Source organism: Rickettsia argasii T170-B, from assembly GCF_000965185.1.
Taxonomy (GTDB): Bacteria; Pseudomonadota; Alphaproteobacteria; order Rickettsiales; family Rickettsiaceae; genus Rickettsia; species Rickettsia rickettsii.
In genome coordinates, this window is sequence record NZ_LAOQ01000003.1 from 66,926 (window position 1) to 91,663 (window position 24,738).

Consider the following 24,738-nt stretch of genomic DNA (forward strand, 5'->3'; position numbering starts at 1 on the left):
AAAAACCACATTAAATTCTCTTTGGCAATAATTGATGTACATTAACTACTTAAAAGATTTGATTGGTTTTAAGTCTGTAACTCCTAAGAGCGATGGGGCTATTGAGTATATTAATGATTTGCTTAAACAGCACGGCTTTAAGACCGAAATAAAAATATTTGGTGATTCTAAAAGTGAGCAAGTCACTAATCTTTATGCTGTTTTCGGTAGCAATGAGCCTAATATTTGCTTTGTTGGTCATGTAGATGTAGTGCTGGCAGGCAATCATGAGCTTTGGCATAATGCGAGGCCATTTAAAGCTAGCCAGCAAGACGGTAAGATATATGGCAGAGGTGCGGTGGATATGAAAGGGGCTATAGCGTGCTTTCTAGCTGCCAGCTTAGATTTTATAAAAAATAATACCGATTTTAAAGGTTCCATTAGTTTCTTACTTACTAGTGATGAAGAGGGAAAAGCAAAGCATGGTACTAAAGAAATGCTGCAATATATTTATGATCAAGGATATAAGATAAATTTTGCTATTGTCGGTGAACCTACTTGTGAAAAAGAAATAGGCGATGCAATTAAGATTGGCAGAAGAGGAAGTGTTAACTTTAAATTAAATATAGAAGGCTTAAGCGGGCATGTAGCTTATCCTCATAAAGCACATAACCCATTGCCTTGCTTAATAATAATATTGAATGAGTTAACAAATATAAAACTTGATGAAGGTACTGAATTTTTTCAACGTTCAAATCTTGAAGTAACGAATATCGAGGTCAGTAATAATACTTCAAACGTAATTCCGGCAAGTACGGAAGCATCTTTCAATATACGTTTTAATAATTTACATAGTGCAGAAACTTTAGCAAAACAGGTAGAAGAAATTATTAAACAGCATTGTAAAGAATATAAAGTAGATTATAAGTTAGAATATAGTAGTTCTGCTGAAAGTTTTATTCAGAACCCTAGCGATAAAATAAAAGAATTTGCTAAAGTAGTAGAGCATACGCTTAAAATAAAGCCTGAATTCTCTACAAGTGGCGGTACGTCGGATGCAAGATTCGTCAAAAATTATTGTCCGTTAGTAGAGTTTGGTTTATTATCCGAAACGGCACATAAAATAAACGAATACACAAAAATTAGCGATTTACAAAAATTATATGATGTGTATTATAACTTTTTGATGGAAATACTTTGATATCATTCCCGCAGAGGCAGGAATGACATAGAATCCATGCAACAAGGCCACCTTTTTACAGGAATGGCATTACCATACGCGGATGTGATGGAACTGGTAGACATGCAAGATTTAGGTTCTTGTGCCGTGAGGCGTGGGGGTTCAAGTCCCTTCATCCGTACCACTTAAATTTTCTCATAAAAAATAACATAAAATTTTTATGCAGCAATTTAGTATTTATCAAACAAGCGATGAATTGCTTCTAAAATCGATATTGCTTCTGATAGAAAAATGCTATCACTCTGATCTTAAAAGTGTGATATTAACTGCAGATGCAGATCAACAAGAAATGCTCAATAAAAATCTTTGGACTTATTCACGTAAGCAATTTATACCTCACGGTAGTAAACTTGATCCGCAGCCTGAAAAACAGCCGATTTATATTACCGATGAGTTACAAAATCCTAATAATGCTAGTGTGCTTGTTATTATTTCGCCTACAGATATAGGAAAAATTTTACAAGCAAAAGAGTATATAAGAGTTTTCAAAAGGATAATTATAATAACCGATTTACCGGAAGATTTAAAAGAATTAACAATTAAAATAAATAAATTTACCGGACAGGAAAACAAAATAGATTGTTTTACTCAAAATCCTCGTGGAGCTTGGAATAAAGTAGTCTAATAAATTTATATTCTTTTACGTATAAATAAATATAATCCGATCGTTAAAGCAATAACCAAATTGAAATAACAAGCAAAAATAAAATCTAGATTTTTTGAAGCAAAATTTTGTAATATAAAATGACTTGAAGTAACTAGCAATACTGTTAAGGCAGAAAATAATATCGGCATAAAAGTTGTTTTTTTGCTATAAGGATATCTCAAAAAAACTGCAAGTGCTACAAAAGGTAATACAAAATTGTATAAAGGCCAAATTATTCTTTGATGTGCTTCAGCAATTAATTTAATTTTTTTAGTAATAGCTAAATCATGAGTAGGGGCAAGTAATTCGCTTATATAATATTCGTTTGCTTCTTTATTATGTTTAGTTCTTTGCGATACTAAAGGATTATCATTTTGTAGTTTTATCATTAAAGAATCGAAAGTTAACTGAGTTAAATTACCGTTTACGTCATATTCTTGTCTTAAGCCTTTATTAAGTTCAAAAATCGGGCTATTATCATATATATTAAGAGTACCTGAACCCGCAAATATTACTGATGGGTTATCAGCGTTGCGGTTATCAAATATTATTACGCCATTCATAATATTTCCTGCGGATTTTTTATCTATAAAAACAGTGATATCTTTCGTTACTTTATTAAAAGTTTTCTCTTCAATCATACTTGAGATATAATTATTCTTTATAAAGTTTAAACGTGATTTTAAGTTTATATGAGATAACGGCAGGATGTTAGAAGATATATAATAAGCAAGTAGCATAACTATTAATGCGACATATAAAGCAGGTAGTGCTAGCTGTACATTATTAACTCCTGAAGCTTGTAATATAATTAATTGTCGCTCGACTTTTAAATTATTATAGATATAGATCATGGTAATAACCGTTATTACCGGTAACAGAATAAATAATAAAGTAGGAAGTACTAAAACTATTAAACTGAAGAAGTCTATAACTTTTATACCTTTATCAAATAAATATAAGAGTTTTAATATTTGCGTTATCCATACTATACTAGTCACTGAAAAAGTAACGACTATAAGCAGCGGTAAGATATTTTTTATAAAGTATTTTCGGTATAGTAGCATAATGTTTGTTTGGTTTTTTGATGTCATTCTCGTTTTTAGCTAGGAGCGACATCAAACGCTTTTCAAAGACTGTCCAGTACTATGGATGGTTAGATGGTTTTGGGGGAACTCGTTCCCGGTTCATTTCAAAATAATTAAAAACCAAGTGCACTGTGTGAACCTAATCGTATTAACTTCAATGTGCCAGCATCGGGTTTTCTATAAATTAATACTAAATCCGGTTTAATATGACAATCTCTAAAATCTTTCCAATTACCTCTATAAGGGCATGACCTCTCATATGTATAGGTCATGTTATATCAGCAACCAAGTATCTAACTGCTTTCAGTAAAATATCATCCAAATTTATTCCACGTTTAAACTGTGCAGTACGTTTAATCGTTCTCATTTAAATCAGATAACAAATTATTGATATTACCAACATGAACTAATTTGCCGCTTCTTGCAGCTTTCATAGCTTTAATTGTTTCATCATTTGGGATAAGTGGATCAAACGGCAATGCTTTTTCACGAGCAACACGAAATAACAGCATACGAACAGCATCAGATAAAGTAAGTCCCATAGCAGCAAGCACTAAAGCTGCTTCTTCTTTCACGTCTTCATTAATACGGGCTCGCACAATAGAATCAGCAGACATAAAAATCTTCTTTCAATAATGTAGCTACATTGTAGCGCGCATATTAAAAACTTTCAAGATTAAAAAACAAGTTTTTTATATGTTTTTTCTTAATTACTGCCTCATTAATAGAAAATCCCCGATCTTTCTTATTATATGATTTGCAAAGATGCGATAAATTAACTTACCTATCAGTATTGTTATAAATGCAATAATAATGCCGTAGATTATATCACTTGGGTAATGCATAGCAAGGCTTATGCGAGATAAAGACACGAGCATAATAACACAAATCATTAAGATTTTTAATGGTAATTTTATATAATTCCAAGCAAAATACGTTACTAACACGCTAAGAGCTGCGTGGCTACTTGGAAAGCTTGAAAAGCATCTTTCGTTTGCAGTATTTATTATGGTCATGAAACTATCTACAGGAAGACTGCAATAAGGGCGAGGGAAATTAACTGAAAATTTAAGAGCGGTAAAAATTAAACCGAATACCCCGTATATTATACCGATTTCAACTAACTTATTATAATTGTGCCAGAATTTATTTTGCCGCTTCTTATCATTTTTGGTTTTCTTTAATTGAATATAAAAATATATACAGTATAAAATATATATTAAGGCGAAATTAGCGATATTAAAACAAAACGAAATTATTTTAAAAAAATAAGGTATAAAGCCGATATTAGTAAGTTATTCAAACATAAGAATATTTCTTGATTTAAGCCGCAAAAATTATAAAAAACTTCAAACATTATTTTAAATATTTATGTTACAAGTAATAATACTTGGGTGTGGAGGATCTATAGGCGTACCAGTGATCGGGTGCAATTGTAGTACTTGCACATCTCCTTCAAAGTACAATAAAAGGACTAGATCAGCAATATATATTAACGATGAAAATAGTCAAATATTAGTTGATTTCGGTTTTGATATTAGAAGTCAACTATTACGAGAAAAGATAAATAAGCTCGATTGTGCTATATTAACACATTATCATTCCGATCACGTTAACGGCATCGATGATTTACGAGTATTTACTTTTATGCAAGGCAAGCCATTTGAAATCTATACAGATTACGATAGTACGGCAAAGCTCCATACAAAATTTGATTATCTATTTAACAATAAGTTATTTAAGCTTGGGCGACTGTTCACAACTCAATCTGTTAGTTTTTTTGATAAAATTAAGATTAATACTATCGAAATACAATTTTTTAGACAGCATCACGGTCCTATAGATAGCTTGGGCTTACGTATAGGTGATTTCGTTTATTCGCCCGATTTAATCGATTTTCCTCCTGAATCAGATAAATTTTTAAAAGATATAAAAATATGGATATTAGATTGTATGGATTATAAATCAAATCCGAATCATGTAGGGCTTGATAAAGTTTTAGAATGGCGTGAAAAATATAAACCTGAGCAGATATTATTAACCAATATGAGACACACGATAGATTATCATGAGATTACGAAAATGCTTCCAAATAACGTTAAGCCGCTTTATGACGGTTATAAATTTACGGTCTAGTTTATGATTATTTTAGAAAAAGTTTGTAAGCGTTATGGCAAGAATTATGCAATTAAGAATATTGATTTAAGTTTTACTACTAAGGAAACTACTGTAATAATCGGTCCTTCTGGAAGCGGTAAAACTACTCTGCTTAGAATTTTAAATAATTTAGAAGAACCAAGTAGCGGTACTTTTTTGGTAGACGGGAAGAAGCTACTGCTTAAAGATAGAAGAAAGCTTCTTTTAAAAGTTGGTATGGTTTTTCAAAATTTTAATCTATTCCCGCATTTAACGGTAGGAGAAAACCTAATCTATACGCCGGTAAATGTTTTAAATTTGCCAAAAGAACAAGCAATTTCTATGGCAAAGGAATTGCTTGCAAAATTTAAGCTAACGCAAAAATTTGACTCATATCCGGCAAGCCTATCAGGAGGGCAAAAGCAACGTACCGCAATAGCAAGGGCTTTAATGATGAAGCCGAAAATTTTGTTATTCGACGAACCGACTTCGGCACTCGATCCTGAAAATATTAAAGATGTTATAGAGAATATAAATTTATTAAAAGATCAAATGAGCATGGTAGTAGTCACGCACCATTTGAAGTTTGCAAAATTAATAGCGGATCGTGTTATTTTTATGGATCAAGGACAGATTTTAGCAAATCAGCCTGCCGAGGATTTTTTTAATAAACCGGCATCGCATCGAGCTAGGTTGTTTTTAGAGAATATCGGCGATTTAAGGTGATTTTCTTGATAAAGATAAAATTATAGCCTATAAATTAGTATTTAGATTTAGTATTAATTATAGGTATCCTCAATGAACTTAAAAAACTGGCTACGTCGTCTAAATAAGTTCGCAGGTAACCACGTATTAAGGATACGCTCCACTCCTAGTCTTGCAGACTCCTTGCTCTTGTCCAAGTTGATCTTCGTATAACTTTCTTCGTTTACTTGGAGTCAATAATGGAATATATTTATGCAAATCTAGCAGTTAGTATATCAGAATTTAAAAAAAGCCCTACTGCATTATTGGATAAGGCAAGTGGTGAACCTGTTGCCTTATTAAATCATAATAAACCGATTGCTTATCTAATTCCAGCTGAATTATATGAGCAAATTATTGAAGCTTTAGATGACAAATATTTATTAGAGCTTGCTACTTATTAGATTAAAAGATAAAGAAAAGGCAATAGCGGTTAAAAGTAGCTTTTGTCATTCCCGCGAAAGCGGGAATCCAGTAAAAAATGGTAAAAATAAAAAAAATCATATAAAAATTTAGTATGTAATTTGTTTAGAAAGCTGGATTCCTGCTTTCGCAGGAATGACATAGAATCAATAAATAATATCGCCATATGAATAAAAAGCTTATCCTATTTTTTAGTATAATGTTACTATTATCACATCGTACAGTTTTGGCACAGACATGAGTAGAATTACCGCAAAAACTAAAAAGCTTGAATTGCAAAAAGACGAATTACAAGGAGGAGCAATTGCAATTTTATACAAAGGTGAAGTTATTTATTTATAAAACAATGTTTGGAAATCAGAAAGGTAATAGAGGAGTTATTTATGGATAAAACTTTATTTCCTTTAGCATCGGTTTTAAAAGCTGTTTCAGCAACGGCAATTGCATTAATGGTAGATCAAGATAAGTTGAGATTTTGACGAAAAATTCAAATTACCATACCTAAAAATGCTATTAGTCTTAATAATATTTTAAGCCATACAACAGGTTATCAATTCTCAGGAAATATTGAAATTGAGCAAGGAATGAATAAGCTTTTAACGTTGCTAAAAAAACAACAAGCTAGTTGTAAACCCGGGCAATGCTATAAGTATAGTAACATATTTTAGTTTACTTGAAGAAGCTTTAAATTGTAAAAAATCAAGTTTAGAACGCAAGATATACAAATATTACCGCTAGGGCCTGAATGTACAACTTGCTTATCCGCATTCTAAAGCAATAATAGACGGACAGGAGGTAATAACATTGCTGCCGTTTCCGCCTTATTACCCAAAGACGGTACCTGAATCTGTCGGTATTTTTGCATCGATAGATGGAATGATTGAAATATTCACACTTAGTTTTGGTTATAAACCGAATTTTATTGCTAAAAGTACTTTAAGATCGTATGTATAAAATAGTAGAATCAAACAAAGATGTTTTTGGATTTAAATGGCAACCGATTTGGCCTATTAATCAAAAAATTATTGAGTCATATTATGCTCTTGGATGGCGTATTCTTAAAGTAAGAGGATGCTCAAATAAGGATTTAATTTTTCACTCAGGCTATATAATTAACGGTATTAATTCTTTTATTGGCTTTATACAGTCAGAAGAACTTGGAATTATTATTCTAGTGAACCAAGAAGGTAGTTTTCCACTTAAAAATGGGCTGGGACTTTGGTTTGATTATATGGATTAAAATTTATATACTCAGATAGAACTTCGTATACCTATTCTTTATTTACTTGTAGTATATTATATGAATAAAAAACTCATAAAACTTATTTTTATCATTTGCAGCACCGTAATTGTAACCGGTTTATTATGCAAATGTATCAATCAACATTATCCAAAATTTTTTAAAGCACCACAAAATATAGGGAGTTTTTGTGTGTCATTATTAATATTATTTAGTATAATTTACAGTACTATTAGCCAAAATGAAATACGCAGATTTTGTTTGCAATTAGCAATGTGGGCAGTAATTTTCTTAGTTATAATAACCGGTTATGCTTTTAGGTTTGAGCTGAACTACGCTTATCATAGAGTAATGTCTGCTTTAATTCCATCATATAAATGGTCTACTGAAGTTGGAGAAATTATTATAGCCCGTAGCAGAGACGGGCATTTTTATATCAATGCTTTTGTAAATAACGTTAAAATAAAATTTATGGTAGATACAGGGACAAGTGATATAGCTTTAACTAAAGAAGATGCTCAAAAATTAGGCTTTGACTTAACTAAATTAAAATATACTAGAACTTATCTAACAGCTAACGGCGAAAATAAAGCCGCCCCTATAACCTTAAATAGTGTAGTAATCGGTACGGAATTTAAGAACATCAAAGGACATGTAGGTCTTGGTGACCTTGATATTTCGCTTCTTGGTATGTCGCTACTTGAGCGTTTCAAAGGTTTCAGGATTGATAAGGATTTATTGATCTTGAATTATTAGACTTCTTGCATAACTTGCTTCTAAAGGCAATTTGTACGTCGATCCTAATCCCTAATCTTCACGTATGTCTATATATGCTGCAGCGGCAAGTGCTTCCGTGTATCCTTTAAATTCCTTTCTATAAACTACTTTGGAAAGATGTCTATTTTTTACAAATTTCCTTGTTATTAAGAAATAGTTAAATTGTTAATTATTTCTTGGCCTTTATATCAAAAAGTGCCAACATGCCTTTTTTAAATAAAAGGGTTTTGTGTATCAATATAAATATGACGAAATCAATTTGTTTAATACTATTTACAATTAAGACATTAAGAAGATCAAAGAACTTGTTAATAATAAGATGGCTGTTTCTAATGAGTTTGCAACAATACCACTAAATGAACACGATGATACACCTCTGCATATAGCGTCTATTCTAAGTAAAGAAAATATAGTTAAAATACTACTGAAGACAGAGGCTAATCCTGATGACGTAAATTGTGAAGATAATTTTCATAAATTGGCAGAAGAATGTAGAAACGGAAAATTTAGTAGAAATTTTCATTTGAAAAATTAATAGAATTTATAGCTTGGAAAGCATCAATAAAACTTTTGGATACTAATTATAATATTGATGTTGTTAAACTTTATCTACAAGATGCTCGTAATTTGAAAAGTTTTTTAGAAACCGGTAAAAAAGAGCTAACAGAAGAGCAAAAAGAAAAATTAGAGCAAAAATTAGATAAAATAAACGATATGATTATCCCGTCTCTTAGGTATAAAATAGGGATAAAACGCTATTGAAATATAAAGAAATATATAATGAAGAATATCAAATATTAAAAGAGAAACTTAAAGTTTTGCCTGAGATAGCGCAAACAGAGCTTAATGAGATGTTGGGGATAATACATCTTATTATGATGATATTTTGTGAATAAATATGGATACCAAATCGTCATGAGCTAAGCGACTAAAGACGTTGTTGCGTGGAGCAGTTTTTCCGTCATTGCGAAGAAATTTACAATAGTAAATTGACGAAGTAATCTTGGGAAGAATTCCTGAGATTGCCATGCTCACTAACGTTCGCATGCAATGACGACTTGTGTCCACTCAACACGATCTTTGCAAGAATGACGTAAAAGAGCCGTGTTAAAACGGCATTTTAAAGCCTGGTGGTAAGCTCATACCGTTTAAAGCTCCTGATAAAGAATTTTGAGAATCTTCATCACATTTTTGTTGAGCATCATTAAAGGCAACTTTAATTAAATCCTCAAGCATTTCTTTTTCTTCTGCTTTTAATAAAGATTCATCAATTGAAATCTTTTCAACGTTGCCTTTACCGGTTGCAATAACCTCAACAAGTCCGCCGCCGGCTTTACCAGTATATCTTGCATTTGCCATTTGCTCTTGAGCTTCTTGCATTTTCTTTTGCATTAATTGGGCTTGCTTTAAAAACTGATTAAAATTTACCATAATTCTATCCTATATATTTTTAGCTTTTAAGTAAAATATCTGAAATTGTTATATTTGGAAAATGTTTTTTAATTAAACCAAAATCGTTACTTGCTTCAATCTTACCAATTAACTGATTCTTTAAGGTTTGCTTGTTCTGCTCTTTTATTATTACTATCTCAAACTTTTCATTAGTAAAAGCAGCTAACAAATCTTCTATTTGTCTTTTTATTTTGCTTGTAACTTCAAGACTTACGAACTCTAATCTATTATTACTGAGATTTTTAAGTTCCGTATGATTGAGCAGGAAATAATATATATCTATCTCATTATTTTTATATAAATATTCAAGAAAATCTACAATTTCAAATTTTTTTTTATTTCTGGATTAATTGATTGATTTAAATTTTGATTATTACCGTCAAAATCTGTAAGCAAGGGTAGCGATGTCGAATATATAGATTTTATAACTAACATTTCCGTTTCTGTTAGTTGGTTATAGGAAATTTTTATTTCCCCTACTCCCTTATTATATATTTGCCATAAGATTGATAAGTGCGGCAAGCTGGTGTTATCTAATATGTTTTTAGTTCTATCATTAAATGATTCGTATATAGGCAAACTATAATTAGGTAACATTTTTACTTTATTAAGATAAGCAATAAAATCTGATACCGATTCTATAAAAATCTCAAGATTAACCGAAGAACCGTAAAGTTTATTTATTAAATTTATAGCTTTTTCCGTCTCTCTGTGGATAATACATTCGACAAATTCTATTATAACCGAACTATCGACAAGCCCAAGCATTTGATTAATTACTTGAGGACTAATTATATTGTCAGATTTCGCCGACATACTAGCTGCTTGATCTAAAATAGAGACTGCATCACGTGCCGACCCTTCCGATTTGTAAGCTATAATTCTTAGTGCTTCTATATCGGTTTTTAAATTTTCTTGCTTAGTTATATATTCAAGTAGCTTAAAAATCTCTTCAAAACTCAACCGCCTTAAATCATAACGTTGACATCTTGAGATAATAGTTGCAGGTATCTTTTGTACTTCCGTTGTTGCAAAGATAAATATTATATGAGGTGGTGGTTCTTCCAGTGTCTTAAGAAGTGCATTAAATGCCCCTTTAGAGAGCATATGCACCTCATCAATAATGAAGATTTTATGCTTACCTTGTAGGGGCTTATACTCGGCGGATTCTATAATTCTACGTATGTCATCTATGCTAGTTTTACTTGCTGCATCAATTTCGATTATATCAGGGTGATTATGATTATTAAAGCTGATGCAATTCGTACATTCCTCGCATGTTTTAATAGTCGTATTTTCGGTAATTAAAGCAGAACAGTTGACGGATTTAGCAATAATTCGGGCGGAAGTAGTTTTACCGACTCCTCTAATACCTGTTAAAAGATAGCCTCCGGCGAGCCTATCGTTTAAAATAGTATAGCTTAAAACTTTGACTAATACCTCTTGCCCCTGAAGCTCGGCAAAGTTACTAGGGCGATATTTCCTTGCAAAAGGAATATATTGATTTGATGAATTTATATCTAGCACGATAGTTATAAGACTTTTTATATCATTTTAGCAGAAAACTGGCTTTATTGCATGGTTCTCTATGTCATTCCCGCGAAAGCGGGAATCTAGAGAAAATAACCTTGATATTGCTACAAAATACGTATTTTGTAAAATAAACATATAAAAAATTTATTTTGTATATGTTTTACTGAATTCCTGCTTTCGCGGGAATGACATAAAACGAACCGCCTTGCTGTAGAAATGACAAAAATTAGAATAATGCTAGTAATGACCCATCAAATCCCACTCTGGCTGCTTCCTTTCAGACCTGACCGACTAAACAGGTACAATGCCCACTACTAGCATAATTAACATAACCTGTTTATTTTCAAGAAACAATATATTTTTTTTCTATTTCCGATTTTGTTAATCTTTTAGGAGGACCGAATATTTCAGGGTTTTTTACTTTAAACAAATCATCGGAAAATTTTTGTACTTTAGCTATTTTATCAAAAGTAATAGTGACTATATTATTATCTTCAAATATTTTTAATGCTTCAATTTTTTGAGTAGCTTTATTAAAAGTAATTTCGCTACGTTTTTCCGTTAGAGTATGATAGATAGTAATTTTAGAAATATTTCTTTCGTTAATTACTGATTCAAAAACAAAATCCTTGTCAAAATGCTCATTATCTTCTAATAAAAAATTAAATGTATTTTCGCTTCTATTAATACGGCTTACTTGCTCCATATCATAATCATACATCGATACGAAATTTTTAGTACCTATTATAACTAAAGGGAAAGGAGGATAATAATTACATCTAAAATTATAAGGTTTATGGATCAGTAATTTTCCTTTAACTGTTTTACCGTACGAATCTTCTTGAGTAAAATCTATCGCAACCGATTTTATCGTACGTAGATAAGTTTTTAGCTCCGAAATAGCTGTTTTATCATCTGCCCCAAATGCTAAGCTTGAATTCACAAAAAGATAAATAATGATTAGAAAAAATATTTTTTTCATTTTCGTTGTTTTATATTTTAAATTATGTTTAAAATACCTTATGTATTTAGTTAATGCAAAATATAATTAGTATTTATGAAAATCGTTGCTTTAAAAGAAAAAGCCAAGCATGAAACACGAGCCGTTATAACGCCTGAAGTAGCAGGATTGCTAGTCAAAAAAGGTTATACGGTTATGGTAGAAAAAGATATAGGGCTTCATGCCGGTTTTCTTGATGAAGAATATGTTGCTCTAGGTGCTAAAATATCTTCGGTACCACTCGAAATTATTTCTGATGCTGATATTATATTAAAGGTGCAACCTTCATCTGTTACAGATAAATGTAGTGAGCTTGAATTTGCAAAAAAAGGAGCAATTATTGTAGGATTATTATCGCCTTATTTAAATCATGAATATATAAAAGCGGCAGCTAAAAAAAACCTTACGACTTTTGCTATGGAGTTTGTGCCGAGAATTACTAAAGCTCAAAATATGGACGCTTTATCTTCTCAAAGTAACTTAGTAGGCTATAGAGCGGTAATTGAAGCAAGCTATCATTACACAAGGGCTTTTCCTATGATGATGACGGCAGCAGGGACGATTTCACCGTGTAAAACTTTAGTGCTTGGTATCGGTGTTGCCGGTCTTCAAGCTATTGCAACGGCAAAAAGGCTTGGTAGCATTGTTGCAGGATATGATGTAAGAGCTGCTACCAAAGAGCAGGTAGAAAGCTTAGGAGCTAAGTTTGTTTCACCGGAATTACAGGAGGATTTACAAGATAAATCAGGCTATGCTCACGAGAGTTCGGAAGATTATAAAGCTAAACAAGAAGAGTTTTTAGCAAAAATTATTAAAGGATATGATATAGTTATTACTACTGCACAAATTCCGGGAAAAAAAGCACCTCTGCTTGTTACGGAAAAAATGCTAGAATCTATGCAGCGCGGCTCAGTGATTGTTGATATAGCGACTAGTACAGGCGGTAACGTGGAAGGTTCAGAACCGGATGAGATCGTTACTAAGCACGGAGTTACAATAATAGGTTTATCAAACCTTGCTACTAAAATTGCTACCGACAGCTCAAAATTATATGCTAAGAATTTGTATAATTTTCTAACCTATGCATTGCAAGACGGTAAGTTTAATATGGATGATGCGTTAGTACGTGAGATGTTGATTACTAAAGACGGAAAAATTGTGAGTGAGAAATTAAATATATGAATCAATTACCGACGATGGCTAAACAGGCTGCTGAAATTGCCCATAATACCCAAGAATTATCAGATAAATTAAAAGATTTGGTAATAGACACTAGTTGGCAAACAAACACAAGTACTATAGATCCGCTAGTATTTGCTATAACTATTTTTGTATTAGCTTCTTTTGTGGGCTATTATGTTGTGTGGAAAGTAACGCCTGCACTCCATACTCCGCTTATGTCTATTACTAACGCTATTTCAGGTATTATAGTTCTTAGTTCTATGATTGCTGCAAGTAGCTCTGCTTTTGGGTTTCCCGGTCTACTAGGGTATTTTGCAACGCTGCTTGCTTCTATAAATATCTTCGGCGGATTTATAGTAACAAAAAGAATGCTCGAGATGTTTAAGAAGAAGTAATTAATAATGTCATACCTGCGTTGTTGATACCCAAATCGTCATTGCAAGGAGCAGGGTTTTGCATGGATCGAAGAACCTACTCGATGTCGTTCCCGCGTAGGCAGGAATGACATAACAAGCCATACGGTTAACGTTTATAGTGACAAAAAAATAAAATTAAAGTTCTAGTTCTTTATATTCAACGGTAACTACTTCGTATGATTTAGATCCTTTCGGTGTTGTAACTTCTACAAAATCACCTACCGATTTTCCAATCAAAGCTTTTGCTATAGGAGAAGCGATTGAAACTCTTTTTCTAGTTATATCGGCTTCATATTCTCCTACAATGATATATGTTACTTCTTCTTCAGTATCGTTGTCGATCAAAGTAACCGTAGCCCCGAATTTTATGTTATCTCCCGATAATTTACCAATATCAATAATTTCCGCTCTTGCTGTCATATCTTCAAGCTCTTTAATACGCCCTTCTATAAATGCTTGTTTCTCACGTGCCGCTTCATATTCCGCATTCTCGGATAAATCGCCGTGTTCTCGTGCTTCGGCTATATCTGCACTAATTTTTTTACGTTCTACATGTTTTAAATGTTTAAGCTCGTGTTCTAATTTTTCAAAACCTTTAGCGGTGATAGGAAATTTTGTATTCATAATTATATTGTATAGATTTAGTAAGTTTAGTATACTATTTTCAATAATATAGATTTCAGCAAGTATATTTGTAATAGTGAAATTTGTCAAATAAGCCTTTTTAATTATTTGGCATTGCCTAAATATCGTCATTGCAAGTGGTCCTTGTCTAAGCGGATTCTATTATGTCATTCCTGCGAAAGCAGGAATCCAGAAAAAACTAACAGAGACTGGATACCGCGATCAAGTCGCGGTATGACAAAAGATTACTGGATTCCTGCTTTCGTAGGAATGACATCGAATACTGCTCGCAATGATGTTGGCATTATTTCTCATATAACAATAGCAACAAATTAGTAATCTTATGGAAATTAAAGATTTGGACTTTGAGAAAAAGCGTAAAATTTTCCACCTATCGGCTATAATATTTCCGCTGCTTTATTTATTTATTCCAAGAACCGCTATTACGTTATTATTATTTATAATAACGGCTATTACATTATATTTAGATGTATCACGTCATAATAATGCAAAAATTAGCGAATTTGTAACTAGATTTTTTTCAAAAGTTATAAGGCTTGAAGAAAATAATGGTTCTTTTGCTTTAAGCGGCGTTAGCTTTATGATGCTCGGTTTTTTCTTAACTGTTCTTCTTTTCCCTAAAAATTTAGTGATTTGTTCGTGGTTGATTTTAATTATTTCAGATTGTTTAGCGGCTCTTGTCGGCGTTAAAATAGGAAATAGCTTAGGTAACGGTAAATCTATAGCCGGTTCTATTACCTTTTTAGCTTCTGCAATTTTTATAAGTATATTAGTGTATTTCTATTTAGGATATAATACAAGTTTTATTATTATTATTATAAGCTGCATAGGGGCTACAGTAGCTGAATTTTATTCAAAAGATTTAAGAATTAACGATAATTTGTCTATACCGCTTTCTTATTGTCTTTCTACAGCTATTCTTTCCTACATATTGTAATATAATGAGAGTTGCACCGGAATTTTATGAGTTCTTAAGAAACCGTATTAACATATCGGATGTAGTGCGGCAAAAAGTAGCTTTAACTAGAAAATCTGGTAACTATGTAGGTTTATGTCCCTTCCATCAAGAAAAGACCCCATCTTTTACGGTTAGTAATAGTAAGAGATTTTTCTATTGTTTTGGTTGTAAAGCAGCCGGTGATGTTATAAAATTTACTTCTAATATTAGCGGTTTATCTTATAATGAGTCTGCTATAAAGCTTGCAATCGATTACGGTATAGAGATACCGAAATTAACTGCAAAACAGAAAGAATTTTATGAAGAATCCGATGAAATTCTAAATATTTTAGAACTCGCCAATAAGTTTTTCAGGACACAATTAACACCTGAAATATTACATTATCTACACGAAAGGGGTATTACCGAAGAAACAGTAAAAGAGTTTTCAATAGGCTTTGCCCCGAAGAGTAATAAATTTGAAAAATTTTTTCACGATAAAAATATAGATATTATAAAGCTTGGTAAAGCAGGGCTGATCGGCAAGCGAGAGAACGGTGAAATATATAATTTATTTTCTAACCGTATTACTATTCCAATTAGAAATATTTACAATAAAATTGTAGGCTTTGGCGGTAGAGTACTAGGGGAGGGGCTGCCTAAATACTTAAATTCACCTGAAACTACAGTATTTCAAAAAAGTGAAACTCTATACGGTGAGCATAAAGCGATAAGCAGTAGCTATAAAAAAAATCATTCGATTTTAGTAGAAGGTTATTTTGATGTTATAGCACTACATCAAGCAGGTTTTAGTGAAACAGTTGCGAGTCTCGGTACTAGCATTACCGAGAATCACTTACATAAATTATGGCGTGCTGGCGATGAAATTATATTATGTCTTGACGGAGATAATGCAGGCATAAAAGCTAGCATAAGAACTATTAACTTAGCATTACCGCTTATTAATAGTGAAAAGAAAATTTCTTTTATTAGGTTACCAAGCGGATTTGATCCCGACGATGCAGTAAATAAAAACGGTGCTGATTTTTTTGCAAAGCTTATAGATAAAAGAATAAGCTTATCAGAAATGATTTGGCATATTGAGTATAACGGCAAGAGTTTTAAAACTGCGGAAGAAAAAGCTAATTTAGAAAAAAATTTAACAAATTATTGCAGCAAAATATCGGATAGTTATTTAAAAGCAAGTTATTACAGGTTTTTTAAAGATCAAATATGGCAAAATTTAGTTACAACGCAGAAGAAAGCTACAACTAAAAACTCAAATTTAGCTCCTATAATTTCAAGTCACAGCTATTCGGAGCTTGAAATACTAGAACACGCTTTTTGTGCTTTGTTGGTTAAATTTCCTATAATACTTGAAGAAAAAGATATTAGAGATTTCATCTTAAATTTAAATTTTAATAATAAATCGCTTGAAGAATTCCGTAATTGGTATTTAAACGAGATTATAGATAATAACGTAGAAGCAAGTGAAATTACTGCAATTGTGGAAAAAACTAGCTTTTTTGATATTTTTTTATTATTATCAAAAACGGATAATTTGTTTTTAGATATCTCATTTAATAAAAATAATATCAGACTGGATTTATTATGGCAGTGGCTACATAAGAAATATTATCTAATAAATTTACAACAAGAATACGCTATTACCATAAACAGTACTGACAATCACGACTTTGAAAAAGTTTTACTATATAAAAAAGAAATTCTGAAGATTGCAAATGAACTGCAAGTTTTAAACGAATCTTTTATTAATCACACGATAACTTAATTATTTCAAACTTCTTTTAAAAGAAAAAAGCATATAGGTATTTAATGAGCAATAGCAATATAGACAATGATCTAGATAAAATAGATAGTTTACTTAAAAAAGCTAAATCTAAAAAGTACCGGTCACTTATGATGATATAAACAACGCTCTTCCTCTTAATAAAAATCCTTCAATAAGACAATTAGAGGAAGCTATATTAAAATTTTCTGATGCAGGAGTAGATATTTTAGAATCTAATGAAGATGATGAAATTAAGCTTGATATCGGAATGGATGAAGAATTTAAGCTATCTACCAATGTTGATAATGAACCTGAGGATGAGGTAGAAGAAGAAAATATAGGTACTACTGATGATCCTGTAAGATTATATCTTAAGGATATGGGGGGAGTCGATCTTTTAACTCGTGAAAATGAAGTAGAAATAGCAAAAAGGATTGAGGAAGGACATAAAACAATGACTGCTTCCTTATGCAGAAGTCCTGTTGCTATGCGTTGTTTTATAGTATGGTATGAAGATTTAGTTAATGAAAAAATGTTACTACGTGATCTGATAGATTTAGAAGCTAACATGTTACATGACGAAACACCCGAAAATGATGAAGAACATAGTAGTGAGACCGAAGGAGAAGAACATGAGGATAATCACTTATCTATGTCTAGAGTAGAAACGCAGATATTACCTAATATTATAGAGCGTATGAAAAAGATTTCTTTTATCTGTGAAGAGCTACTCATTGAAGCTAAAAAATGTTATGAGAAATCTTTTGAGCCGAAGGTTTTACAAAATAGCAAAAAATATAATAATTTGGAATTATTAATAAATGAAGTTTCGGAAATACATTTTAATTCTAAAAGAACGGAAGAAATTTTAGGTAAGATGTATGGAATAAATCGTGATTTAATTAATAAAGAAACAGCTTTTTTAAAACTTGCTGAAAAATATGGAGTAACTCGCCAAAATTTCCTTGATGAATATATAGGATCGGTTATTAATGCAGCATGGAAAGAAAAAATGCTGCAAAATAAAAAAGTCGCTTGGAAAGAGTTAATGACTAAAGAATCGGATTATATAGATCAAATGATTGCTGAATTATCGGTTATAGAATCTAAAACCGGTCTTTTAGTTAATGATTTTAAAAAACTAGTGAATACTATACAAAAAAGCGAGAGACAAACACTACAAGCAAAAAAAGATATGATAGAAGCGAATTTACGTTTAGTTATATCTATCGCTAAAAAATACGCTAATAGAGGATTGCAGTTTTTAGATTTAATTCAAGAAGGTAATATAGGACTTATGAAAGCGGTGGATAAATTTGAATATCGCCGTGGTTATAAATTCTCTACCTATGCTACGTGGTGGATTAGACAAGCTATAACAAGAGCTATTGCCGATCAAGCAAGGACTATACGTATTCCTGTACATATGATTGAAACAATTAATAAGATACTACGTACTTCAAGACAAATGCTTAATGAACTCGGATACGAACCAACAGCGACGGAAATCGCTAACCGTCTTTCAATGCCGCTTGATAAAGTGCATAAAGTCATGAAAATAGCTAAAGAACCTATAAGTCTTGAGAATCCCGTAGGTGATGATAGTGACGGCGGTCAATTAGGCGATTTTATCGAAGATAAGAATGCAGTAGCACCGATTGATGCGGCAATTCAGTCAAATTTACGAGAAGTTACCACTAGAGTACTTGCAACCCTTACGCCTCGTGAAGAAAGAGTGCTTAGAATGCGTTTCGGTATAGGTATGAATACTGACCATACATTAGAAGAAGTAGGGCAGCAATTTAAAGTAACTAGAGAACGTATAAGACAAATCGAGTCAAAAGCTTTAAGAAAGTTACAACATCCTATTAGATCCAAAAAACTTAATAGCTTTAGAAGCGGAGGAAAGCGTGGTGACGGTAATCCATCGGATTTACTAGAAGCATGATAATACTTATACTGTCATCCCGTGATTTGGGATCTCAGGACACGGGCTATGATACAAGATCCCGTGGTCAAGCCACGGGATGACAGTGGGCTATTATGTATCGATATAAAATTACCATTGAATATTTAGGCACGGATCTTGCAGGTTGGCAAAGACAAGCAGGAGTAATGTCGGTACAGCAGGTATTAGAAGAAGCGATTTATAAATTTTCCGGTGAACAGGTGATATTGTTTGGGTCAGGAAGGACAGATGCCGGTGTTCATGCTATAGGTCAAGTAGCACATTTTGATCTTTCAAAATATTTAGAACCTCACAAAATTATTACAGCTATCAACTATTTTGCAAGACCGTATGCCGTAGGAGTATGGAATTGTGAATTAGCCCCCAATAATTTTCATGCTAGGTTTTCAGCTACCTCTCGTTATTATATATATAGAATTATTAATAGACCTTATCCATCGGTAATTGATTTAAATAGAGCATGGTGGATTAGTTCACCTTTAGATGTTTCAGCCATGCAACAAGCTGCCGCCTATCTATTAGGCAAACATGATTTTACTTCATTTAGGGCTAGCGCATGTCAATCAAAATCACCGATTAAAACTTTAACTGAACTTAATATTATTAAAGAAGACGAAGAAATAAAATTATATCTTTCAGCCCCGTCATTTTTGCATCATATGGTACGTAATATTGTCGGCAGTTTAGTACTTGTTGGTAAAAATATTTGGCAGGCAGAACAAATTAAAGATGTTTTAGAAGCCAAAGATAGAAAAGCCGCCGGTCCTACTGCTCCCGCCTCCGGTCTTTATTTTGTGAAAGCAGCGTATTAACAACCATAAATTTTGTCATTACAATGCCTCCCTGCATAGGCATTGTTACGTGGATACCACCTTGTCATTGCGAGGAAATTACGAAGTAATTGACGAAGCAATCTCAGGATATTTGACGAGATTGCCACGCAAGTACTACGGTTGCTCACAATGACAACCGGATATCCATCTACAAAGCACACTCGTAATGACGTCCTAAATTAGTACACTACGACACTGTCAATAAACTGTATAATTTTTCATGGATGTTAGTTAACTTACCTATATCATTTCCACCGGCTTGAGCAAGGCTTGCTTGTCCACCTCCGCCGCTGCCACCTAAGAATAAAGAAAGTTTTTTGGCAATTATATCTGCATTGTATTTGTCTGTTATGGCTTTACTCACCGCAACTGTAATAGATAATTTACCAATTCCCTCGGCAATATATACCATTATCAAATCTTCTACTTTTTTTGTTAAATTTTCGGCAGCTTGACGTAATATTTTATTGTCTATATTTCCTACTTTTTTGTATAATAGTTTTATTCCTGTTATTTGTGCAGCTTGCTTTTCAATTTGTTCTATACTTAAATCTAAACTAGCTAAATGAGTTTTTTCTAACTCTTTCTCAATTTCCTTGTTACGCTCTAAGATATTATTAACCTTAGTAATAAGTTCATTTTTATTAGTTTTGAAACTGTTTTCTATCGATTTAAGTAAACTATCCTTTTCTCTCATTAATTTAATTACGAATTCACCGCAAACTGCTTCAATTCTACGAACACCTGCTGCTATAGCACTTTCGCTTGTGATTTTAAAGCAACCGATGTCACCGGTACGTCTGACATGCGTACCGCCGCATAATTCTAAAGAAGTCTCACCCATCTTAACTACTCTTACTTCAGAGTCGTATTTCTCGCCAAACAGTGCCATAGCTCCTTGTTTAACTGCATCTTCAGTTGCCATTAATGTAGTAGTTACTTCATGATTATCTCTAATAATCTCATTTACCTTATCTTCGATTAAAGTGATTTCTTCATTAGTCACAGCTTTAGAATGGCTAATATCAAAGCGTAAATAAGTCGGAGCGACTAACGAACCTTTTTGAGTAACATGTTTCCCAAGTACCTCATGCAGTACTGCATGTAATATATGCGTTGCCGAGTGATGAATTCTTAAATTTTGCCTATATCTTATGTCTATACTAAAATTAGCATTCTCGCCTACGTTAATCTGCCCCTTTTTCAAAATACATTTGTGGACTATAATAGAGCCTAAATATTTTAAAGTATCTATTACTTCTACTTCAGAATCTTTTGCAAATATCGTTCCGATGTCACCTATTTGACCGCCTGATTCACCGTAGAAAGGAGTTTGGTTGCTGATTAGCAGGAATTGTGTATCTATCTCTTTTATATCATTAACTAAATTATTATTTTTGATTAATGCAATTATTTTACATTTTGCTTCATTAAGTGTATATCCCAAAAACTCCGTGCTACCATGTTGCTCTTTGATATCAAACCACAACTGATTGGTTTTTGATTCACCGGAGCCAAGCCAAGATTTTCTAGCACGTTCTTTTTGCATAAGCATTTGCTCTTCAAACCCTTTGTGATCAACGAAAATATCACGATTTTTTAGAATATCTTCGGTTAGATCAAGCGGAAATCCGTAAGTATCGTATAATTTAAATGCTACTTCTCCTGATAATTCATTACCTTTTGTTAGCGTTTCTGTTTCTTCGGTAAGAAGTTTGAGACCACGTTCTAATGTGGCTTTAAATCTAATTTCTTCTTGTTCTAAGATACTGCTTATAAAGCTTTCTGCTCTTTTAAGTTCAGGATAAACATTCCCCATTAAATCAACAAGTTTTGGCAGTAATTTATACATTAACGGCTCTTTTGACCCAAGCATATGGGCATGCCTCATGGATCTTCGCATAATGCGGCGAAGTACGTAACCACGCCCCTCATTTGAAGGAATAACGCCGTCAGCTATTAAAAAGCTACTTGCTCGTAAGTGGTCGGCAATAACTCGGTAAGAAAATTTAGCTTCTCCCTCTACTTTCACTTTTACTATATTTTCTATAAAATTAATTATTTCCTGAAATAAATCTATATCATAATTGTTGTTAACATGCTGTAATACTGCCGTCATACGCTCAAGACCCATACCGGTATCGATAGATTTTTGCGATAATTCTATACTAGTATCTTTATCGATTTGTTCATATTGCATAAATACCATATTCCAAATCTCGATAAATCTATCACCGTCTTCATCTTTAGTACCAGGAAGTCCGCCATATATTTGTTCACCGTGGTCATAAAAAATTTCGGAACAAGGACCGCAAGGGCCAGTATCACCCATTGACCAAAAATTATCGTTTGTTTTGATCTTTATGATGCGATCATCCCCAAAACCTGCTATTTTTTTCCAATAAGTAGCTGCTTCGTCATCAGTATGATAAATTGTTGCATAAAGCTTGTCTTTTGGGAGTTCAAATTCTTTAGTCAATAAATTCCAAGCGTAATATATGGCTTGTTCTTTAAAATAGTCACCGAATGAAAAATTACCTAGCATTTCAAAAAAGGTATGATGTCTTGCCGTATAACCGACATTCTCAAGGTCGTTATGCTTGCCGCCGGCTCTAAGAGACTTTTGACTAGTTACCGCTTTGTTATAAGGTCTTTTTTCTTGTCCGGTAAAAACATTTTTAAATTGTACCATTCCGGAATTAACAAACATTAAGCTAGGGTCATTGTGTGGAATTAACGAACTGGCCGGTACATGTGTATGATTATTTGCTTTAAAGTAAGTTATAAATTTACTTCTAACTTCTTCGGTGGTAAATTTAGTCATGGAAAGATATATTATTTAATGTTATGTCATTCCGGAGAGGATCATTTTTCGTCATGGCGAGGAAAATTACTTAGTAATTGTACGTACGCAATCTCGTGCCAAAGTCCTGAGATTGTCACGCTCCTTATCAGTCATTCGCAATGACGGTTCGGGTATCCACGCAGAAATGACGTCCAGTATAGTAAAATACACTGAATTATGATTAAAATAAATTTATTTATGAAAAATATTTTTGATTCGATCAAATTACATTTTGTTCAATTTGCTACAAAATTAAAAATATTTTCTTTCAAAAGAAAAAAGATTGTGGTGTTACTAGGTAATAAAGGTGTATTTCTTAGTACTTTTCTTGATAATAAATTATTAGATAAATTATTTATCCCTATTCGGGAACAGATAGACTTAAATCCTTATAAAAACTTTTTTAGTAAATTTCCAAAAAGTGATATTTATTTTTTACTTGACGGCAGTGAATGTAAAACACGGCACGATCAAATACCTATATTACAGTCAATAGTTAAACTTGATCCTATTGAACAATTTATTGAAGGTTATTTTAATAAAGAAGACATTATAGCACATTGTGTTTACGAAATTACTACTACCCCAAGTGAAATTTGGTCGACTTTAATTATGTCGTGTCCATTTGAAACACCTTTAAGTGATATAATTTCATGCATTATAGATAAAAGATCTCTTGATTTAAAAGGAATTTACTTTTTAACGTTAGAGCTAAAAGTTATTATAAATAAAATAGTGCAGAATATAGAAAATGATAAATATAACGATTATTTTCAAATTTGTGTATATGCATTACAAGCTAGCGGTATAAAATTTATTATCAAACATAAAAATAATATAATAACAATTAGAAATCTTGAGTATCCATTGGATAAAACAACCGGCTATGTTCAAGGTATTATAGAACAAGAAATTAATGATTGTTTGATATTATTTAAAAACTATATAAGTAATCTTGACCAAAGAGCCTGTATAATTCTTATAGTAGATGAAGAGTTAAAATCTTTATTAGAATCAACAAATTTTGAAGAACGCCCTGTAATCTTTATACCGGTTGATAATATACTAAATAAGCAAACTCTAGAAAAAGAAAGATTTATAGATACGAATATTAGTAGACTGTTTCTAGAATATAAGAGTTTTCCCGCTTATAATAATAATTTAAAATCAATAAAAAAACTAGTTACTATAAGGGATCTGACATTTAAATTATATAGTGCATTACTTATAATATTAATATTAGTGGTCGGTATTATCAAATATAATACAAAACAAAATTACAAAGACATAAACTCTATTAATGAAAAATATTATGCAACAAATCAAGAATATGATGATATCAAATATAAATATCCTTATATTAAAAATACTACTAGCCTAGCTGATTTATATGTAATAGGAAAATTACTAGAAACACCGGTACCACTGCCGTTTGATTTACTTAAAAGGCTAATAATTACTTTAAATCCGGCTTTTAAATTAGAAGAAATTAAATGGGAATTAACAAATATAGATAATATTTTGTTAGTTTCTAAGAGACAATTAATAATCAAGTTAATACTTAAATATCATACTAATAATCTATCGGTAGATGAATCTCTAAAGATGCTAGATGATCATATGACAAACGTAAAAAATAAATTATCTAATTTGCAGATAGATTATGTTATATATAAGGATAAAATACTTGATATATTCGGTAAGGTAGTAATTCCTTTATCGGTTAATATAGTTGATAATAAAACGTAATATTCCATGTCATTCTCGCGTAGGCGGGAATCCAGTACTTTAAAGCTTTTTAAAAGCTCGATTTATCTTGCTTTACTCTGGATTCCAACCTACGCGGGAATGACATAAACCA

Annotated in this window: 22 protein-coding genes, 1 tRNA gene, 1 other RNA gene and 4 pseudogenes; 18 read left to right on the forward strand and 10 right to left on the reverse strand. The window is 32.1% G+C overall.

The features are described from left to right. The first annotated feature begins 34 nt into the window (after window positions 1-34). The 3 genes from dapE to RAT170B_RS04175 all read left to right on the forward strand — a co-directional run bounded on the left by dapE (window position 35) and on the right by RAT170B_RS04175 (window position 1,844). Window positions 35-1,180: a succinyl-diaminopimelate desuccinylase gene (gene dapE, locus RAT170B_RS04165; protein WP_024704402.1), complete on the forward strand. Its 1,146-nt coding sequence runs from the start codon at window positions 35-37 to the stop codon at window positions 1,178-1,180. A gap of 78 nt (window positions 1,181-1,258) precedes the next feature. After that, window positions 1,259-1,343: transfer RNA gene (locus tag RAT170B_RS04170), tRNA-Leu, on the forward strand. Between the two features lie 36 nt (window positions 1,344-1,379). After that, window positions 1,380-1,844: a DNA polymerase III subunit chi gene (locus RAT170B_RS04175; RefSeq protein ID WP_014014923.1), complete on the forward strand. Its 465-nt coding sequence runs from the start codon at window positions 1,380-1,382 to the stop codon at window positions 1,842-1,844. Between the two features lie 5 nt (window positions 1,845-1,849). On the opposite strand, the gene RAT170B_RS04180 is transcribed toward RAT170B_RS04175, so the two are convergent. The 4 genes and pseudogenes from RAT170B_RS04180 to RAT170B_RS04190 all read right to left on the reverse strand — a co-directional run bounded on the left by RAT170B_RS04180 (window position 1,850) and on the right by RAT170B_RS04190 (window position 4,310). After that, on the reverse strand, window positions 1,850-2,932 hold the full coding sequence (locus RAT170B_RS04180; RefSeq protein ID WP_045805758.1) for an LptF/LptG family permease: 1,083 nt from the start codon (window positions 2,930-2,932) through the stop codon (window positions 1,850-1,852). Window positions 2,933-3,066: 134 nt separating this feature from the next. Beyond that, window positions 3,067-3,174 (reverse strand): annotated as a pseudogene (locus tag RAT170B_RS10805) (type II toxin-antitoxin system mRNA interferase toxin, RelE/StbE family); the annotation flags it as partial. Between the two features lie 132 nt (window positions 3,175-3,306). After that, entirely contained in the window at window positions 3,307-3,570 is a 264-nt protein-coding gene (locus tag RAT170B_RS04185) for a type II toxin-antitoxin system RelB/DinJ family antitoxin (RefSeq protein ID WP_014014920.1), read from the reverse strand. 93 nt (window positions 3,571-3,663) lie between these two features. Further along, window positions 3,664-4,310: pseudogene (locus RAT170B_RS04190) on the reverse strand (phosphatase PAP2 family protein). Between the two features lie 14 nt (window positions 4,311-4,324). Here RAT170B_RS04190 and RAT170B_RS04195 point away from each other — a divergent pair. The 8 genes and pseudogenes from RAT170B_RS04195 (at window position 4,325) to RAT170B_RS04235 (ending at window position 9,035) form a co-directional block, all read left to right on the forward strand. Next, entirely contained in the window at window positions 4,325-5,089 is a 765-nt protein-coding gene (locus tag RAT170B_RS04195) for an MBL fold metallo-hydrolase (protein ID WP_045805679.1), read from the forward strand. Window positions 5,090-5,092: 3 nt separating this feature from the next. Further along, complete coding sequence (locus RAT170B_RS04200) at window positions 5,093-5,815, forward strand: amino acid ABC transporter ATP-binding protein (RefSeq protein ID WP_014014917.1); 723 nt, start codon at window positions 5,093-5,095, stop codon at window positions 5,813-5,815. Between the two features lie 218 nt (window positions 5,816-6,033). Further along, window positions 6,034-6,268, forward strand: a pseudogene (locus tag RAT170B_RS04205) (type II toxin-antitoxin system Phd/YefM family antitoxin); the annotation flags it as partial. Window positions 6,269-6,639: 371 nt separating this feature from the next. Beyond that, window positions 6,640-6,735 carry a serine hydrolase gene (locus RAT170B_RS11500; RefSeq protein WP_014014913.1) on the forward strand — a complete coding sequence of 32 codons (96 nt, stop codon included), beginning with the start codon at window positions 6,640-6,642 and terminating at the stop codon, window positions 6,733-6,735. Between the two features lie 467 nt (window positions 6,736-7,202). Continuing rightward, complete coding sequence (locus tag RAT170B_RS04220; RefSeq protein WP_261368702.1) at window positions 7,203-7,496, forward strand: serine hydrolase; 294 nt, start codon at window positions 7,203-7,205, stop codon at window positions 7,494-7,496. A gap of 60 nt (window positions 7,497-7,556) precedes the next feature. Further along, the gene (locus RAT170B_RS04225) at window positions 7,557-8,252 is read left to right on the forward strand and encodes a TIGR02281 family clan AA aspartic protease (RefSeq protein WP_045805681.1); all 696 of its coding nucleotides are present in this window, start codon (window positions 7,557-7,559) and stop codon (window positions 8,250-8,252) included. 340 nt (window positions 8,253-8,592) lie between these two features. Continuing rightward, on the forward strand, window positions 8,593-8,808 hold the full coding sequence (locus tag RAT170B_RS04230; protein ID WP_045805682.1) for an ankyrin repeat domain-containing protein: 216 nt from the start codon (window positions 8,593-8,595) through the stop codon (window positions 8,806-8,808). Window positions 8,809-8,843: 35 nt separating this feature from the next. Next, window positions 8,844-9,035, forward strand: a complete 192-nt coding sequence (locus RAT170B_RS04235) for a hypothetical protein (protein ID WP_045805683.1) — start codon at window positions 8,844-8,846, stop codon at window positions 9,033-9,035. Window positions 9,036-9,380: 345 nt separating this feature from the next. Here RAT170B_RS04235 and RAT170B_RS04240 read toward each other — a convergent pair whose 3' ends face one another. From RAT170B_RS04240 to RAT170B_RS04250, 4 genes and pseudogenes are all read right to left on the reverse strand, one after another. Beyond that, window positions 9,381-9,704, reverse strand: a complete 324-nt coding sequence (locus RAT170B_RS04240; protein ID WP_014014906.1) for a YbaB/EbfC family nucleoid-associated protein — start codon at window positions 9,702-9,704, stop codon at window positions 9,381-9,383. A 19-nt stretch (window positions 9,705-9,723) separates the two neighbouring features. Then, a pseudogene (gene dnaX, locus RAT170B_RS04245) lies at window positions 9,724-11,252 on the reverse strand (DNA polymerase III subunit gamma/tau). Window positions 11,253-11,487: 235 nt separating this feature from the next. Further along, an RNA gene (gene ffs, locus RAT170B_RS08760) (signal recognition particle sRNA small type) lies at window positions 11,488-11,581 on the reverse strand. Between the two features lie 20 nt (window positions 11,582-11,601). Beyond that, on the reverse strand, window positions 11,602-12,240 hold the full coding sequence (locus RAT170B_RS04250) for an outer-membrane lipoprotein carrier protein LolA (RefSeq protein ID WP_045805685.1): 639 nt from the start codon (window positions 12,238-12,240) through the stop codon (window positions 11,602-11,604). Window positions 12,241-12,315: 75 nt separating this feature from the next. On the opposite strand from RAT170B_RS04250, the gene RAT170B_RS04255 reads away from it, so the two are divergent. Together RAT170B_RS04255 and RAT170B_RS04260 are read left to right on the forward strand one after the other, a co-directional pair. Then, a complete protein-coding gene (locus RAT170B_RS04255; protein WP_045805686.1) occupies window positions 12,316-13,440 on the forward strand; it encodes an NAD(P) transhydrogenase subunit alpha in 1,125 nt (374 codons plus the stop codon). Further along, entirely contained in the window at window positions 13,437-13,835 is a 399-nt protein-coding gene (locus RAT170B_RS04260) for an NAD(P) transhydrogenase subunit alpha (RefSeq protein WP_010977888.1), read from the forward strand. Before RAT170B_RS04255 ends, RAT170B_RS04260 begins: the two co-directional genes overlap by 4 nt. 156 nt (window positions 13,836-13,991) lie before the next feature. On the opposite strand, the gene greA is transcribed toward RAT170B_RS04260, so the two are convergent. Continuing rightward, window positions 13,992-14,480, reverse strand: coding sequence for a transcription elongation factor GreA (greA, locus tag RAT170B_RS04265; protein ID WP_024704400.1), 489 nt, complete (start codon window positions 14,478-14,480; stop codon window positions 13,992-13,994). 343 nt (window positions 14,481-14,823) lie between these two features. On the opposite strand from greA, the gene RAT170B_RS04270 reads away from it, so the two are divergent. The 4 genes from RAT170B_RS04270 (at window position 14,824) to truA (ending at window position 20,011) form a co-directional block, all read left to right on the forward strand. Beyond that, entirely contained in the window at window positions 14,824-15,438 is a 615-nt protein-coding gene (locus RAT170B_RS04270) for a diacylglycerol/polyprenol kinase family protein (RefSeq protein WP_045805687.1), read from the forward strand. A 4-nt stretch (window positions 15,439-15,442) separates the two neighbouring features. Continuing rightward, window positions 15,443-17,230, forward strand: coding sequence for a DNA primase (dnaG, locus tag RAT170B_RS04275; RefSeq protein WP_014014899.1), 1,788 nt, complete (start codon window positions 15,443-15,445; stop codon window positions 17,228-17,230). A gap of 172 nt (window positions 17,231-17,402) precedes the next feature. After that, the gene (gene rpoD, locus RAT170B_RS04280) at window positions 17,403-19,178 is read left to right on the forward strand and encodes an RNA polymerase sigma factor RpoD (protein WP_409994157.1); all 1,776 of its coding nucleotides are present in this window, start codon (window positions 17,403-17,405) and stop codon (window positions 19,176-19,178) included. A 95-nt stretch (window positions 19,179-19,273) separates the two neighbouring features. Continuing rightward, a complete protein-coding gene (gene truA, locus RAT170B_RS04285) occupies window positions 19,274-20,011 on the forward strand; it encodes a tRNA pseudouridine(38-40) synthase TruA (RefSeq protein WP_045805688.1) in 738 nt (245 codons plus the stop codon). Window positions 20,012-20,219: 208 nt separating this feature from the next. Here the strand turns inward: truA and alaS are convergent, their stop codons facing one another. Next, window positions 20,220-22,856 (reverse strand): alanine--tRNA ligase, encoded by a 2,637-nt coding sequence (gene alaS / locus RAT170B_RS04290; protein WP_014014896.1) that lies wholly within the window; start codon window positions 22,854-22,856, stop codon window positions 20,220-20,222. Window positions 22,857-23,054: 198 nt separating this feature from the next. Here alaS and RAT170B_RS04295 point away from each other — a divergent pair, with 198 nt between their 5' ends. Further along, window positions 23,055-24,626 (forward strand): hypothetical protein, encoded by a 1,572-nt coding sequence (locus RAT170B_RS04295; protein WP_045805689.1) that lies wholly within the window; start codon window positions 23,055-23,057, stop codon window positions 24,624-24,626. Window positions 24,627-24,738 lie beyond the last annotated feature (112 nt).

Excerpts from the sequence above, each read along its gene's own strand:
- dapE (WP_024704402.1), top strand. The coding sequence starts at position 35 with ATGTACATTAACTACTTAAAAGATTTGATTGGTTTTAAGTCTGTAACT.
- RAT170B_RS04175 (WP_014014923.1), top strand. The coding sequence starts at position 1,380 with ATGCAGCAATTTAGTATTTATCAAACAAGCGATGAATTGCTTCTAAAA.
- RAT170B_RS04180 (WP_045805758.1), bottom strand. The coding sequence starts at position 2,932 with ATGCTACTATACCGAAAATACTTTATAAAAAATATCTTACCGCTGCTT.
- RAT170B_RS04185 (WP_014014920.1), bottom strand. The coding sequence starts at position 3,570 with ATGTCTGCTGATTCTATTGTGCGAGCCCGTATTAATGAAGACGTGAAA.
- RAT170B_RS04195 (WP_045805679.1), top strand. The coding sequence starts at position 4,325 with ATGTTACAAGTAATAATACTTGGGTGTGGAGGATCTATAGGCGTACCA.
- RAT170B_RS04200 (WP_014014917.1), top strand. The coding sequence starts at position 5,093 with ATGATTATTTTAGAAAAAGTTTGTAAGCGTTATGGCAAGAATTATGCA.
- RAT170B_RS11500 (WP_014014913.1), top strand. The coding sequence starts at position 6,640 with ATGGATAAAACTTTATTTCCTTTAGCATCGGTTTTAAAAGCTGTTTCA.
- RAT170B_RS04220 (WP_261368702.1), top strand. The coding sequence starts at position 7,203 with ATGTATAAAATAGTAGAATCAAACAAAGATGTTTTTGGATTTAAATGG.
- RAT170B_RS04225 (WP_045805681.1), top strand. The coding sequence starts at position 7,557 with ATGAATAAAAAACTCATAAAACTTATTTTTATCATTTGCAGCACCGTA.
- RAT170B_RS04230 (WP_045805682.1), top strand. The coding sequence starts at position 8,593 with ATGGCTGTTTCTAATGAGTTTGCAACAATACCACTAAATGAACACGAT.
- RAT170B_RS04240 (WP_014014906.1), bottom strand. The coding sequence starts at position 9,704 with ATGGTAAATTTTAATCAGTTTTTAAAGCAAGCCCAATTAATGCAAAAG.
- RAT170B_RS04250 (WP_045805685.1), bottom strand. The coding sequence starts at position 12,240 with ATGAAAAAAATATTTTTTCTAATCATTATTTATCTTTTTGTGAATTCA.
- RAT170B_RS04255 (WP_045805686.1), top strand. The coding sequence starts at position 12,316 with ATGAAAATCGTTGCTTTAAAAGAAAAAGCCAAGCATGAAACACGAGCC.
- RAT170B_RS04260 (WP_010977888.1), top strand. The coding sequence starts at position 13,437 with ATGAATCAATTACCGACGATGGCTAAACAGGCTGCTGAAATTGCCCAT.
- greA (WP_024704400.1), bottom strand. The coding sequence starts at position 14,480 with ATGAATACAAAATTTCCTATCACCGCTAAAGGTTTTGAAAAATTAGAA.
- RAT170B_RS04270 (WP_045805687.1), top strand. The coding sequence starts at position 14,824 with ATGGAAATTAAAGATTTGGACTTTGAGAAAAAGCGTAAAATTTTCCAC.
- dnaG (WP_014014899.1), top strand. The coding sequence starts at position 15,443 with ATGAGAGTTGCACCGGAATTTTATGAGTTCTTAAGAAACCGTATTAAC.
- truA (WP_045805688.1), top strand. The coding sequence starts at position 19,274 with ATGTATCGATATAAAATTACCATTGAATATTTAGGCACGGATCTTGCA.
- alaS (WP_014014896.1), bottom strand. The coding sequence starts at position 22,856 with ATGACTAAATTTACCACCGAAGAAGTTAGAAGTAAATTTATAACTTAC.
- RAT170B_RS04295 (WP_045805689.1), top strand. The coding sequence starts at position 23,055 with ATGATTAAAATAAATTTATTTATGAAAAATATTTTTGATTCGATCAAA.